Origin of the sequence: Nocardia pseudovaccinii (assembly GCF_050942345.1) — a bacterium.
GTDB lineage: Bacteria > Actinomycetota > Actinomycetes > Mycobacteriales > Mycobacteriaceae > Nocardia > Nocardia pseudovaccinii.
Genome location: NZ_CP192074.1, coordinates 1,648,144 through 1,662,134 on the forward strand (window position 1 = coordinate 1,648,144; position 13,991 = coordinate 1,662,134).

Annotated in this window: 11 protein-coding genes; 6 read left to right on the top strand and 5 right to left on the bottom strand. The window is 66.6% G+C overall.

Annotated features, from left to right (window positions below; all coding sequences use genetic code 11):
* Nucleotides 1-26: 26 nt before the first annotated feature.
* The 5 genes from ACQPZ2_RS07385 to ACQPZ2_RS07405 form a co-directional block, all read right to left on the bottom strand.
* Nucleotides 27-1,433: an MATE family efflux transporter gene (locus ACQPZ2_RS07385; RefSeq protein ID WP_433524859.1), complete on the bottom strand. Its 1,407-nt coding sequence runs from the start codon at nt 1,431-1,433 to the stop codon at nt 27-29.
* A gap of 151 nt (nt 1,434-1,584) precedes the next feature.
* Nucleotides 1,585-2,616: a PLP-dependent cysteine synthase family protein gene (locus tag ACQPZ2_RS07390; RefSeq protein WP_433524860.1), complete on the bottom strand. Its 1,032-nt coding sequence runs from the start codon at nt 2,614-2,616 to the stop codon at nt 1,585-1,587.
* A 53-nt stretch (nt 2,617-2,669) separates the two neighbouring features.
* Nucleotides 2,670-4,190 (bottom strand): alanine racemase, encoded by a 1,521-nt coding sequence (locus ACQPZ2_RS07395; protein ID WP_433524861.1) that lies wholly within the window; start codon nt 4,188-4,190, stop codon nt 2,670-2,672.
* On the bottom strand, nt 4,181-5,191 hold the full coding sequence (locus ACQPZ2_RS07400; RefSeq protein WP_174566156.1) for an ornithine cyclodeaminase family protein: 1,011 nt from the start codon (nt 5,189-5,191) through the stop codon (nt 4,181-4,183). The genes ACQPZ2_RS07395 and ACQPZ2_RS07400 overlap by 10 nt, the downstream gene beginning before the upstream one ends.
* On the bottom strand, nt 5,163-6,356 hold the full coding sequence (locus ACQPZ2_RS07405; protein ID WP_433524862.1) for a TauD/TfdA family dioxygenase: 1,194 nt from the start codon (nt 6,354-6,356) through the stop codon (nt 5,163-5,165). Before ACQPZ2_RS07405 ends, ACQPZ2_RS07400 begins: the two co-directional genes overlap by 29 nt.
* Nucleotides 6,357-6,672: 316 nt before the next feature.
* On the opposite strand from ACQPZ2_RS07405, the gene ACQPZ2_RS07410 reads away from it, so the two are divergent.
* The 6 genes from ACQPZ2_RS07410 to eno all read left to right on the top strand — a co-directional run bounded on the left by ACQPZ2_RS07410 (nt 6,673) and on the right by eno (nt 13,987).
* Nucleotides 6,673-8,190: an ABC transporter substrate-binding protein gene (locus ACQPZ2_RS07410; protein WP_433527350.1), complete on the top strand. Its 1,518-nt coding sequence runs from the start codon at nt 6,673-6,675 to the stop codon at nt 8,188-8,190.
* Nucleotides 8,190-9,113 (top strand): ABC transporter permease, encoded by a 924-nt coding sequence (locus ACQPZ2_RS07415; RefSeq protein ID WP_433524863.1) that lies wholly within the window; start codon nt 8,190-8,192, stop codon nt 9,111-9,113. Before ACQPZ2_RS07410 ends, ACQPZ2_RS07415 begins: the two co-directional genes overlap by 1 nt.
* Nucleotides 9,114-9,148: 35 nt before the next feature.
* On the top strand, nt 9,149-10,012 hold the full coding sequence (locus tag ACQPZ2_RS07420; RefSeq protein ID WP_433524864.1) for an ABC transporter permease: 864 nt from the start codon (nt 9,149-9,151) through the stop codon (nt 10,010-10,012).
* Nucleotides 10,009-11,607: an ABC transporter ATP-binding protein gene (locus tag ACQPZ2_RS07425; RefSeq protein ID WP_433524865.1), complete on the top strand. Its 1,599-nt coding sequence runs from the start codon at nt 10,009-10,011 to the stop codon at nt 11,605-11,607. The genes ACQPZ2_RS07420 and ACQPZ2_RS07425 overlap by 4 nt, the downstream gene beginning before the upstream one ends.
* A gap of 210 nt (nt 11,608-11,817) precedes the next feature.
* Nucleotides 11,818-12,543, top strand: coding sequence for a lytic transglycosylase domain-containing protein (locus tag ACQPZ2_RS07430; RefSeq protein WP_433524866.1), 726 nt, complete (start codon nt 11,818-11,820; stop codon nt 12,541-12,543).
* Nucleotides 12,544-12,700: 157 nt separating this feature from the next.
* Nucleotides 12,701-13,987 carry a phosphopyruvate hydratase gene (eno, locus tag ACQPZ2_RS07435; RefSeq protein WP_433524867.1) on the top strand — a complete coding sequence of 429 codons (1,287 nt, stop codon included), beginning with the start codon at nt 12,701-12,703 and terminating at the stop codon, nt 13,985-13,987.
* Nucleotides 13,988-13,991 lie beyond the last annotated feature (4 nt).

The window sequence follows — 13,991 nt, forward strand, 5'->3', positions numbered from 1 at the left end:
GCCCATTAGGTCTGGATTTCACGAGGTCAGGAAGGGGTCGGTAGGGATTGTGGGAGGGGATGGGGATGGGTCGAGGCTGCGGTTTCGAGCAGGGCGAAGTAGCGGCGAAGCATGAGGACCGCTGTGCTGGCCAGACCCGCGGTCAGACCCCACCAGACGCCCGCGGCGCCGAGGCCGACCAGGAAGGCCAGCAGCAGGGCCGTGGGCAGGCCGACGAGCCAGTAGCCGACCAGGGACAGGCGGAAGCCCGCCTTGGTTTCCTTCAGACCGCGCAGCAGGCCGGTGCCGATGTTCTGTGCGGCATCGAAGAACTGGAGCACGATGCCGATGAGCAGCAGCGAACGTGCCAGGTCGATCGTCGCGGCGTCGCCGGGTTCGAGGAAGGGGCTCAGCACGAGTTTCGGCGCGGCGATATAGACCACTCCGGTGACCGCGGCGACGATGCCCGCATGCTGCAGCGCCAACCAGGCCAGCGCACGGGCGTGGCCGTATTCGTCACGCGCGACGGCATGGCTGACCAGGATGGACGCGCCGTGCGACAGGCCGATCGCGACCTGGAAGACGATGTAGATGATCTGGTAGACCACATTGTGCGCGGCCAGCGCGGCCGGTCCGATACTGCCCATCGCCAGGGCGAGCACGGAGAACATGCCCGCTTCCGAACCGTAGGTGAGCGCGATCGGCGCGCCGAGTTCGAGCTCGGCCCAGATGGTCGGCACATGCACCGGCCACGGACGCAGCGGCAGGGTGGCGCCGAGTGCCGCATCGGCGCGCACCATGGCGAAGAAGACGCCGAAGGTGATCAGGAAGACCAGTGAGGTCGCGACGCCGATGCCGGTCAGTCCCAGCGCGGGCAGTCCGACCCAGCCGTGCATGAAGGTAAGGGCCAGTACGAGATTCAGCGCCACCGAGCCGAGGGTGACCAGCAGCAGGGCCTGCGGACGCTGCATGCCGACGGTGTACTGCCGCAGTACTTGGAACCACAGGCAGGGCAGCAGTCCGGGCGCGAGTGCGAGCATGAGCGGTCGCGCGTCGGCGAGTACGCCCGCGTCCTGGCCGAGCCATTGCAGCGACCAGCCGAGTCCGATCAGCACTGCGCCGCCGATGATTCCGGCGAAGGTGGCGATCAGGAAACTCGAGCGGACGATATCGCGGACCTCCCCGTCGGCGGATTCACCACGCTTATCCGCCGCACTGACCGAGGACGCGATCTGATTCCCGGTCCCGGTGATCAGACCGACGCACATGGTGCGGATCTGGTTGAACAGCACCATCGCCAGCCCGCCCGCCGCGACCTCGCGCACACCGAGCGTGCCCATCAGTGCGATATTGGTGGTCGATACCGCGATCTGTGCGAGTTGGGTGAGTGCGATCGGTGCCGCCAGCGCGGTGAGCTGTCGCCCATCGGCACGGAAGGTGGACAGATTCAGCATCGCACCTCCACTCGTCGAATCCCGAAATCGATCGCCATGCGCCTCGTCCCGACTCGTCGCTGAGTTTCATTTGGGTTAGGCAACCCTAACAAGGTGATCATTTCAGACGTACGGGGTGTCGCGCAACGGTGATCGAAAGCGCGCATGTGCTTCACCGCGCCTCGACGAGTTGGTCGCGTCGGGTGGGAGCGTAGCGGTCCAGCATCGTGTGCACATCGCGTTCGGTGGTGGTGTCGAGAAGATCGCGTTCGCGCATCCACTCGTCGTCGAAGACCGTGTCGAGATACTTCTCGCCGCCGTCGCAGACGAGGGTGACCACGGTCGAGCCGGGCGGGAACTCCTCGAGGCGGGTGAGCGCGGCGTGCACCGAGCCGCCCGCGGAGCCGCCGATCATCAGGCCCAGTTCGGCCGCGACCGCGCGAGCGGTGGCGAAGGCCGCGACATCGGAAACCTTGACGCCCTCATCGAGCAGCGAATAGTCCACGGCGGTGCCGATGGTGGCGCCGGGCGGGGTGCCGGTCCCGGACTGCCAGTACGGCCCGCCCGGCCCGCCGAAGGCGATCGATCCGACCGGTTCCACGCCGATCACCCGTGGTGTGCAGCCGAGTTGGCGCAGCCGGGTCGCGGTGCCGAACAGCGAACCACCGGTGCCCACCGCGGAGAGCAGGATATCGACGCGTTCCACGTCTTCCAGCAATTCTTCGGCCACGGCGTAGTAGCCGACCGCGTTCGCATCGTTGTTGTGCTGCTCGGTGAAGTACGCGTCGGACTGTCCGGCCGCCATCGCCTCGGCCAGGTCTTCCCGCGCCGAGGTGGCCAGGTTGTCGTCACCGTCATCGGCGACGAATACCAATTCCGCACCCATTGCTCGCATCGCACGCAGCTTGTCCTTACATGCGTGGTGATCGACCACCGCGGTGAAGCGATACCCACGTTCGGCAGCTACTACCGCGAGGCCGAGCCCGGTATTCCCGGATGTCGACTCGATAATATGCCCGCCATCGCCCAGCAAACCTCGACGCTCCGCATCGTCGATCATCGCGCGCGCCATCCTGATCTTGGCCGCACCCGTCGGATTGAACTGCTCGAGTTTGAGCAGCAGCCGGGTGCCGGTCGCGGTGGTCGCCAGTTCGAATAGCGGGGTGCGACCGATCAGATCCGTCACGCGCGTGACGAGCGGCATGGAGGTCTCCTCGTTCGGGGCCGTAAGGGTATTGGTCGAATGGGGTTGCCGGATCATCCGGAGTCGAGCGTCCAGCGGAGCCGATCACCGATGTCGTGCAGCACCACCTTCGGCGGAATCGGCAGTTCGTGAAAGGCCGATTCGTTCGAATCCATTTGGTAACCGGCGGTATTCGGATAGATCAGCAGATCGCCGACCTCGGCGCGTCTCGGTAACGGGATGCGCCGCCAGCTGAGCATGTCGGACTCCAGACAGCTGGCCGCACCGACGCAGGTCGGGGTGAGCTCGCCGCGGCGCGGCGGCCACAGCATCGGATCGGGGAGGTATTCGCTGTCGAACCACTGCTCGGACAGGCTCAGGCTGGTGCCGTCGACGGTGAGCAGTTGGTAGGGGTGACCCTCGACGTGGCGGGTCTTGCTGCCCTGCACCCGGAAGACGCTGGATCCGGCGCGGTCGAGCAGTGCCCGGCCGGGTTCGACGGCGAGCCGGATATCGTTGTCGCGCAACCGTTGCGCGAGTGCGTTGTGCTCGAGGACGGCGGTGAGCATGGTCGGGCCGGGCGCCGGGAAGTGGTAGGGGTAGTACGAATCGAAGGACTTCCCCGCGTGGAACCACTGACCGTTCGCGTGATCGGTGAACTCCGACCAGGCGCTCGCGGGCACATAATCGACGCCGAATCCACCGCCGATGGAGATGGTGCCTGCCGGATGGCCCAGTGTGCGCGCATCCAGGCAGCGGGTGATCAATTCGTCGGCCTGTTCGGCGCGTGCGACGGCATCGTAGCCGGACAGGTGGAAGCTGAAGCCATGCAGGCGAATCGATTCGTGACCGACCGTGCCGGACGCGCCGATCACCGAAATCGCGCGGTCCAATTCCTCGGCGGTCATGCCGAATCGGCTCGTGGATCCATTGGGCAGCACGCGGAGTAGTACGCGCGCCGCGGCGGCCGGAGTGGTGAGTGCGGCCAACCGGTCGAGCTCGTCGAGACTGTCCACGGCGATCAGTGCGCGGTGCCGCACGGCAAGCCACAGCAGATCGTCGGATTTGGCGGGCCCGGTGACCATCAGCTCGTCACCGCGAACACCCTGTGACAGTGCGGCATTCAGCTCGCCCGCACTGGAAACGTCGACACCCGCACCATATTCGGCGCAGGCACGAGCAACACAGGCCGCCTTGTTGGCCTTCTTGCCGAAGTAGACGGCGCCATCCACACCGGCTTGCTCGAATACCTGCTGAAACCCATTGATATTCACCGCGACCCGTGACGGATACAGCACATGGAAGGGGCCGCCGATCGCAAAGGCGATATCGCCGAGCAGATTCGGATCGGCGAGGAGTCTGCGCTCCCAGTCGTCGGTGTGTGCGGGCAGGGCAGGTGCGCAAATGCTCAGCAGGCCGCGCACTGCCGCCAGTACGGCGGGATCGGGGGCGGTCTCGGTACGCGATGGATCATCGCCGAGTTGGACCTTGTCGCGGATCGAGCCGTCGTCGAACAGCAGCGTGCCGTCGGGTTCGGCGGTGCCGGGGGCGCGCACCTTCTTGTCGAACTCGACGGCGCCGATGTCTAGTCCCATAGGGGCACCTCCGTGCCGCGGCCCTCGGCAATGGCTCGTTCGGCGAGTGCGTGTGCGACGGCGATATCGGTCAGCACCAACCCGCTGTTGTAGACGAAGATCCGCTCGTCGTCGGAGCGTCGGGCGATTGCGCGACGGCTCAGGATCTGTGGCAGTTCGGCGTCGACGGTCCGCAATCTGCCGTCGGGACCGGCCATATCGGTGCCGGTCAGCGCCATTTGCTGGGCGCTGGTCGCGATTACGCGATCGGCGTCGACCAGTGTCGACGGCGCCAAGCCGTAGCCGACGAGCACAACGGTGGATCCCGGTGCGAGATCCTCGGATTCGATCCCGACCTCGGTACCGGGTCCGGCTGTCGCCAACACCACGTCGGCGGTACCGGCGGCCGCGCGCGGATCCTCGACGGTCTCCAGCAACGCGTGCGGGTTGTATTCGGCGAGGTAATCGCGCACCGCCGCCAGACCCTCCGGATGGGTGCCGTAGAGCATCAGCTTGCGCAGCTGCGGATTGGCGGCGAGCAAGTGCGGCAGGGCATTTCGGCCCTGGGTGCCGGTGCCGATCAGCAGCACGCTCTCCGCGCCGCGGCGTGCGGTCTCGCGCACCAGCAGCGCCGAAACCGCCGGGGTGCGCAGTGCGCCGACCCTGGCGCAGTCCATCATGGCGATCGGCGCGCCGGTGCTGTCGTCGTAGAGCGTGATGGTCGTGTAGTAGCGCTTGGTGCTGCGGTCGTGGCCGGGATCGAATTTGTAGGAGGTCTTCATCGCGACCACCCGGCGGCGGCCGTCGCGCCCGAGCATGGCGTAGGCCACCGACCAGCCGTCCGGATTTGCGACGCTGAGTTTGCGCGGATTGTCCGAATCACCCGCGGCGAAGGCGAGATACGCTTCCTCGACGGCGCGCACCACATCGGCGGGCGTGATGGGCACGTCGGCGAGATCGCTGCGGCTCAGCACACGCAGTGGTGTGCTCCGGTCACGAGTGCTCAACGGTTCCTCGATCATGTTGTGTCGTATCCAGCCTTACTGCGGTCCGGGTGGTAGCCCGGGCCGGTACACCGTCGATCGCGAGCGGGTTGCTTGCCGCTCGGAACGGGGCGACGATCCGTTGCCCATAACCATTTTCGTCGGCCTCGGCGGCCCGCCGTCGGCGTTCGGGCAGGCGGACATTGACGCGCTTGAGCCAGCGGTCGGTGCCGTCGTAGCGCGCGGTGAACGGTACCCGACCGTGCACGGCCACGTCATTGTCCACCAGCAATAGCTCGCCGGGGGTCAGCGCGGCGGTGATGCAGACGCGTTCGAGCTCCGCGGTGAGGCGCGCGTACGCCAGCCGGAATTCGGTATCGGCATCGTCGAGCGGGGTGTATGCCGGATCGTAGCGAAGCATCAAATCCGCTGTGCTGTCGGCTGATTCGGCGCTCCACAGAGTCGGCAACGGGAGTGCTGAATAGCGCTCGTGACCCGTGCCGTAGGAGACGTCGGGCAGGATCGGCAGGGTCGGCGTGCCCAGCAGTCGACGCTCGTCAGCGGAGAGCTCGGTTCGGCGCACCGAGGAGACGGTGGTGCCGACGCCGTCCGGATTGCGCAGACACGCCAGCATCAACAGGTTTGCCCGGTCCGGGTGGAAGGCGTCCTCGGTGTGCGGGCTGAGCAGGGTTTTGCTACTCGCGCCGGACTGTTCGTGTTCGTGACCGGGCGAGGGCACGATGTTGTTGACCAACCGCCCACCCTGCTGGCCCTGCCAGCCGAACGGTTCACCCGCGCTGCGGGCGAGCAGCAGCATCGCGATATCGAGTTCGAATGAGCTTGCGCGGCGGTCGGTTTCACCACTCCAGCGGGCCGCCTCGACCCAGCTCGGTGGGGTCGGGCCGCATTCGGCATCGGTCAACGGCAGTTTGCCGACGATGGTGGCACCGGCCGCGGTCGCGGGCGGTCGCAGGGCGACACGTACCGCATCGGGCAACTCGCCGACGCGCGCATCGATTTGCTCGAGCAATGCCGGATCGGTCAGCGTGCGCGCGAGGTCGGCGGTGCCATCGGGCCAGGAGTCGACTGTGATGCATATCTCGCGAGCGAGAGCGCGCACCGCATGTCCGGCGGTGGTCGGCAGCTCGCGCCGTTCGATATCTAGTGGGTGAAGCGTCTTACGTTCGGAGAGAACGCCTTTCACCAGTGATCCCTTCTTCGCATCGGGTCGAAAAGCAGGGGTATGACGATTCGATCTGCGAAGCTAGTGGCTCCGGCCGAGTTAAGCAAGCCTTACCTAAGCGAGTCGTAAAAATAGCGACCGCTTATGGCTGGGGTCGAAGCCTGCCGCGGCTAGCTGTAGCAAATTTGCGGCATTGCCTTCGGGGTGGTGGCTGGTAGCTGTGGTGCGGCAAAACTCAACGGCCGGAACCCTATTAGGCTAGCCTGTCCTAGCTAGATTCGCTAGGGTTTGCGGGTCGCGCGCGGGTAACTCGTTGAAGTTCGAGGAAGGCAGCACCATGGAATGGAATCGACGACAACTCCTGCGATCGGGACTCGGTGTCGGCGCGGTGCTGTTGGTCGCCGCATGTTCGGACGGCGGCAATTCGGACGGCCCTGCGCGGCGCGGTGGCACCCTGCGGGTCGGTGCGCTCGGCAGCGCGGCGCGAATCGAACGCGATCCGCATGCGAATCTGAGCAATGACAGCGACTTCCTCATCACCTCGCTGGTGTACGACGCGCTCACCGTACCGGGCGCGAACCCGAATGTTGCTGCGCGCCTTTCCAGTCGGTGGGAAGCCGACGCGCAGCGGCGCCGCTGGAGTTTCACCATCGCCGACGGTGCGACCTTCCACGACGGAACCCCGGTCACCTCCGATGATGTGGTGTGGTCGCTGCGTCGCCTGCGGACCGTCGGCGGTGCGTCGAAAATGCCTGCCGCGGTTGAGGACATCACGGCGGACGGTCCGAACCGGGTGGTGATCGCGCTGCCCGAACCGAATTCGCAACTGCCGCTACTGGTTCGGTTGATGACCTTCACGGTCAAGAAGGACACCACCGATTTCACCAAGGTCATCGGTACCGGGCCGTTCCGGTTGGAGTCCTATCAGGGTGGCAATGCCCGGCTGGTGCGCAACGACCGGTGGTTCGGTCCGGCGCCACTGCTGGATGCCATCGAGGTCACCATGTTCGACAGCGTGACTGCATTGGGCAATGCGGTGCTCGGCGGGCAGATCGATCTGGCCTCGAATGTCGGTGCGATCGCGGGACGTACCGCCGAGGGACGCGGTGATCTGCGGGTGGTGCGGCGGTCGAACGACACCATGGTCGGAGTCGTGATGCGGACCTCCGACGGGCCGTTCGCCGATGCGCGGGTGCGCGAGGCCATCCGGTTGGGCGTCGATCGCAAGGCCCTGGTGAATCAGGTGCATTCGGGATACGGCACCGTCGCGAATGACATCCTCGGTACTGGTGATCCGTTGTACGACAACACCATTGCGCAGCGCAGCCGCGATGTGGACCGGGCCAAGACGCTGCTGCGCGATGCCGGATTCGATACCGGGCGCAGCTACCAGTTCCTCACCAAGGCCGAGGCCCCCGGCGAGGTCGAATCGGCGAAGGTGATCGCCACCCAGCTGGCCGATATCGGGCTGCGCCTCGATGTCGTGACGCAGGAGTCGAATACGTTCTACGACCAGACGTGGTTGAAGGCGCCGTTTTACACCGTCTCCTGGGGCACCAATGACTCCACGCTGTTCTTCGCGACCAAGCTGATGTCCTCGACATCCAATCGCAACGAAACCGCCTTCAAGGATGCCGAATTCGATGCGGCCACCGCGAAAGCGCTTGCCGCGCCCGATGACTCGGCATACGGAACTGCCTGCCGTGAAGTGCAGCGGATTCAGTACGCCCGCGGCGGTTATCTGGTGTGGGGTATGGCCGACGGCATCGATATCGCGACATCCCGGGTGCGCGATGTGCCGACCCTGGGCGGCTTCGCCAGGGTGCAATTGGAACGGGCCTGGCTCGCGGAGTGATGTCCTTCGCCCGACTCCTCATCCGGCGCGTCCTCCTGCTGGTCGCGTTGCTGGCGACGGTGTTCGCGGCCGTCGATCTGCTGCCGGGCAATTCCGCCCGCGCGGTGCTCGGCCGCGACGCCAGCGCGGAGCAGATCGCGGCGAAGGAACACGAACTGGGCCTGGACCGGCCGCTGCCGGTGCGGTTCGTCGAGTGGATTTCCGGTGTGGCGACCGGTGATTTCGGCCGCACCGCGCGTGGGCGATCGATCAATGAGCTGCTGGCCGACAAATTCCCGCCGACGCTGCTGCTCGGCGGGCTCGCCTTCCTGGTGACCGTGGTCGCGTCGCTGCTGCTCGGCGGCTGGTGGGCGACGCGGCGGGGCGCGGCCACCCGGTTCCTGCAGCCGACTACCACAGCGGCGGCGGCGATTCCGGAGTTCGTCATCGCGACCTTGTTGATCCTGGTGTTCTCCTTGGGCGCCGGTTGGTTGCCCGCTGTCACCATTACCGGGCGTTCCGGATTTCCGGCCAGTCCGGACATGCTGGTGTTGCCGGTGCTCGCACTGGCGATACCGCAGACCGGCTGGAACACCCGGGTGGTGCGCGCGGCCCTGCTCGATTCCGCGCGCTCGCCGCATGTGGAAAGTGCGGTGCTGGACGGACTTTCGACGACCACCGTGCTCACCAGGCATGTCCTGCCGTTCGCGCTGCCGACGATTGTGGCGAGTTTCGCGACCACGGTCGGCATGCTGCTCGGAGGTGCGCTGGTGGTGGAGACCATCTTCAACTACCCGGGACTCGGTGCGGTGCTCGCGGGGTCGGTGGCCGATCGGGACACCACGCTGATCGCCGCGGTGGTCGCGCTGACCGGGATCGTCATCATGGCGATGCTGGCCATGGCGGACGGGATTCGGGCCTGGGCATCGCGGGGGCGGATATGACCGGCGCGCAACGGAATCCGGTGGGTAGGTCGCAGGTGAAGAGATTCCTCACGGTATTGCCCGCGCTGGTGGTGGTTATCGCTGCTGCACTCGGGCCGAGCCTTGCGACTCGGCCTGCTGAGGAGGCGGTCGGGATACCGTTCGGGCGGCCGGGTGCGGACACCTCATTGGGCACGGACCGACTCGGACGGGATGTGCTGGCGCAACTGCTCTATGGCGGTTGGGGTCTGCTGTTGCTGGCGGGTGTGATCGCGGTCGCGGTGACCGGGTTGTCGTGCGTGCTGGGTGCGGTCGCGGCACTGCGTCCTCGGGTCGGTGCGTTGATCGAGGGCGTCGCCGATTTCGCGATCCTGCTCCCGGCCGTACTCGGGATCCTGCTGGTGCTGACGGCCTGGCCGGATGCGGGCGTCTACGGGCTGGTCGTGGTGGCACTGCTCTTCGGAACTCCGTACTGTGCAAGAGTTTTCGCGGCGGCTGCGGCAGGCGTCGCCACCAGCGGCTATGTCGAGGCCGCCCAAGCGAGCGGTGAAACTCTGCCGCACTTGGTATTCCGTGAGGTGATTCCGAATCTGCGCGAGGTCTTGGCCGCCCAACTCGGTCTTCGCTTCGTCGAGGGCGTGTATGTGGTCAGCACCGCATCGTTCCTCCAACTGCCGACCACGCTCGGTGCGAGCAACTGGGCGGTCATGGTGCGCGAGAACTCCTCCGGCATGCTCCTGAACCCCTGGTCGGTGCTGGCTCCGAGCCTGGCGATCGCGGTGGTCGCGGTCAGTGTGAATCTCGCGGTGACCTCGTTCGATCAGCACCGGCCGCGGCGATGGGCACGCGGTTCCGAGTCGCTGGGACCGGCCGGTGCGGAGTCGCCGGTCGCAGACAATGCGTTGGAGGAGCGGGGATGAATGCGTCTGTCGTCATCGATGCGCTGACCGTATGCGGATCGAATGGTCAGGAGTTGTTCGAGCCCACCAGTTTCAGCGTCGCGGCGGGTAAGGTCACCGCCCTGACCGGTCCGTCGGGGTCGGGCAAGACCACGTTGATGCGGGCGCTGCTCGGGCATCTGCCAACGGGCGCCCGGCGATCCGCGGGTTCGGCCGTGGTCGCGGGGCAGGACGTATTCGCATTGAATCCTGCCGCACTACAACGGTTCCGGCGTGATCGCATCGCCTATGTCGGACAGGATCCCGGTTCGGCCCTCAATCCGTTGATGCGTGTGCGTTCCCTGCTCGACGAGGTTCGCCACCCCGCTGCCGCCGTGGCCGAAACGCTGGAGTTGGTCGGCCTGTCCGACGAACACCTGCGCCGCCGACCCGGCGAGCTCTCCGGCGGTCAGCAGCGCCGAGTGGCCCTCGCGCGTGCGCTGGTTCGCCACACCGGAATTCTCGTACTCGATGAACCCTTGGCCGGGCTGCACGGTTCCCTCCGCACCGAAATCGCCCGTCTGCTGGCCGATATCGCCGCGCAGCGCTCTGCGGCAATCTTGCTGTCCGGGCACGACACCGCGACTATTCATGCGATCGCCGATGACGTGGTCGAGTTGGGTGCGGTGCATACCGATGAGATCGGCCGCACACCCGTGCCGACTCGTTCCGGTATGTCGAATTCACCGCAATCGAACGGGGATGCCACATCGGTCGTGCGGGTGGCGTTGGTTCCGGAGCTGCGACTCGGTCCAGCGGACGACACCGGGGACTCGGCTCTGCGGTCCAGCGAAGGACAGGGTGCGGTAGCTGTGCGCTCCAGGACAGTCGAATTGGTTGCGGAACCCGTCCTGCGCGGTCAGGACATCGGTGCCACGATCGACGGGCACGAGGTATTGGCGGATATCGATTTCGTGCTGCCGGGCGGCGCGGCACTGGCCATCGTCGGGGCGTCGGGGGCGGGAAAGACCACTCTCGCGCGGGTTGTCGCCGGTCTGCACCGGGCAGCGACCGGATCGCTGGAACTGCGAAGTGAGTCGATCCCGATCGGCCCCCGTCGACGAGCTCGCAACGGCCGCAATGGTATTCAGCTGGTCACGCAGAACCCGCGGTCCGCGCTCAATCCCCGGCGCACCGTCGCCCAGACGCTCGGCCGTCCGCTGCGCCGAATCGGCAGTGTACCGAAACGGCAACTGGCGCAGCGCATTACCGACCTACTCGACTCGGTCGAACTCGCACCGGAGCTCGCCATCCGCTACCCGCACGAACTCTCCGGCGGCCAACGCCAGCGGGTGGCGCTCGCCAGAGCGCTAGCGGCCGAACCAGCCGTGCTGGTCTGCGACGAGATCACCTCGGCGCTGGACCACGACACCGCCGTCTCGATCATGACCCTGCTGGACCGCATCCGCGCCGAACACGACACCGGCCTGCTGGTCATCACCCACGACATGACGCTGGTCACCGGACACTGCTCCCACCTCGTCGTCCTGGACCACGGGCGCATTGTCGAATCCGGCTCGGCGACAGCGGTCCTCACCGCCCCGGCGCACACCGCGACCCACGAACTCCTCGGCTAGGCGTTTCCCGCACACAGCTTGTGCGCCATGCATGGTAGTTCTGCGAGGACGAATCGGCTGCTGCGTTATCGGCGATCTGCTCGGTAATCTCGGATGACGGAGCGCGTGACCACCGGGCATGCGGGGTCTGCAGGGGAGGGGTACATGGCGCTGGTCTTGCCGCGACGCGTGCATCGAGGGGATGGTCGTTCGTATCCGGATGATGGAGGAATGCTCGCGAAGCTGATCGGCGTGTTGGTCGCCGCAATGGTGATCCTTGTACTTGCCGGTTGCGGCGCCGAACGCCATCTTCCGCCCATTCCCGAGGGCATCCCGCCCGGTCCCGGTACGCCGCTGCCGCTGATCGATCTGGATGCGCCCGGCCGCACCGCCGTGCAGTTACGCGACTGGGCCGACGAGCAATCCGGCAAACTCGGCATTCCGAGTGTCTCGCTGGAGGCGTACGGCTATGCCGCGGCGATCATGGGCCGGTCCCGGCCGGACTGCGGGATCGCCTGGACCACCATCGCGGGGATCGCCAGTGTGGAGAGCAAGCACGGCACCCATCGCGGTTCGGAGGTCGATGCGGACGGCACGGTGCGCCCGCCGATCATCGGCATCCCACTGAACGGTGCGCCGGGTGTGGCGCTGGTCAAGGACACCGACGGCGGCAAGCTCGACGGCGACCCTGAGTTCGACAGAGCGCTGGGCCCACTGCAATTCATTCCGGAGACCTGGAAGCGCTGGGGTGTCGACGCGAATGGCGACGGCGTCGCCGATCCGCAGAATATCGATGACGCCGCCCTCACGGCGGCCCGCTATCTGTGCGCGAGCGGCGGCGATCTGACCTCCGAGCGCGGCTGGCAGCAGGCTCTGCTGACCTACAACCAGTCGAATGCCTATCTATTGACCGTCCGCGATCGCGCCGCCGCGTACAGCGTCGGGCGCCGCGCATGAGCACCTCTTGGAGGAAACAACGGGTGCTTATCGCGACAGTGCGAAGCGATTCGTCGGAGTGCCGGTTACTGCGCAATGCGCGAGGACGCTAGGCTCGCAAGCGCACGGCCCTTCCCGTCAGACCTACCGTGCCAACAGCCGAAGGAGTGTCGTTTTCGTGGCCATCATCGAACAGGTCGGAGCTCGCGAGATCCTGGATTCCCGCGGAAACCCCACTGTCGAGGTCGAGATCGCCCTCGACGACGGCACCCTGACCCGGGCTGCCGTGCCCTCCGGTGCCTCCACCGGTGAGCACGAGGCCGTCGAACTGCGCGACGGCGGCGAGCGCTACGGCGGCAAGGGTGTGCAGAAGGCCGTCGAGGGTGTGCTCGACGAGATCGCGCCCGCCGTCATCGGCCTGGACGCGGTCGAGCAGCGCACGGTCGACCAGGTCCTGCTGGATCTGGACGGCACCCCGGACAAGTCCCGCCTCGGCGCGAACGCCCTGCTCGGCGTCTCGCTCGCGGTGGCCCGCGCCGCCGCCGAATCCTCGGGTCTGGAGCTGTTCCGCTACCTGGGTGGCCCGAATGCGCATGTGCTCCCGGTGCCGATGATGAACATCCTCAACGGTGGAGCGCACGCCGACAGCGGCGTCGACGTCCAGGAGTTCATGGTTGCTCCGATCGGCGCGACCACCTTCAAGGAGTCGCTGCGCTGGGGCGCCGAGGTGTACCACGCGCTCAAGTCGGTGCTGAAGTCCAAGGGTCTGTCCACCGGTCTCGGTGACGAGGGGGGTTTCGCGCCGTCTGTCGCGGGCACCAAGGAAGCGCTCGACCTGATCGGTGTCGCGATCGCGAAGACCGGCCTGAAGCTGGGCACCGATGTCGCGCTCGCGCTCGATGTCGCCGCCACCGAGTTCTACACCGCGGGCAACGGTTACAAGTTCGAGGGCAGCGTCCGCTCGGCCGCCGATATGGCGCAGTTCTACGCCGAACTGCTCACCGCCTACCCGCTGGTCTCCATCGAGGACCCGCTGTCGGAGGACGACTGGGACGGCTGGGTCGCGCTGACCGACCAGATCGGTGACAAGGTGCAGCTGGTCGGCGACGACCTGTTCGTCACCAACCCGGAGCGCCTGGAGGAGGGCATCACCAAGGGCGCGGCCAATGCGCTGCTGGTGAAGGTCAACCAGATCGGCACGCTCACCGAGACTTTGGATGCCGTCGAGCTCGCGCACCGCAACGGCTACAAGACGATGATGAGCCACCGCTCCGGCGAGACCGAGGACACCACCATCGCCGACCTGGCCGTCGCGGTCGGCAGCGGCCAGATCAAGACCGGCGCCCCGGCGCGCAGCGAGCGCGTCGCCAAGTACAACCAGCTGCTGCGTATCGAGGATGCGCTCGGCGATTCGGCACGGTACGCGGGCGACGTCGCCTTCCCGCGGTTCGCGTTCGAAGGCTAGTCAG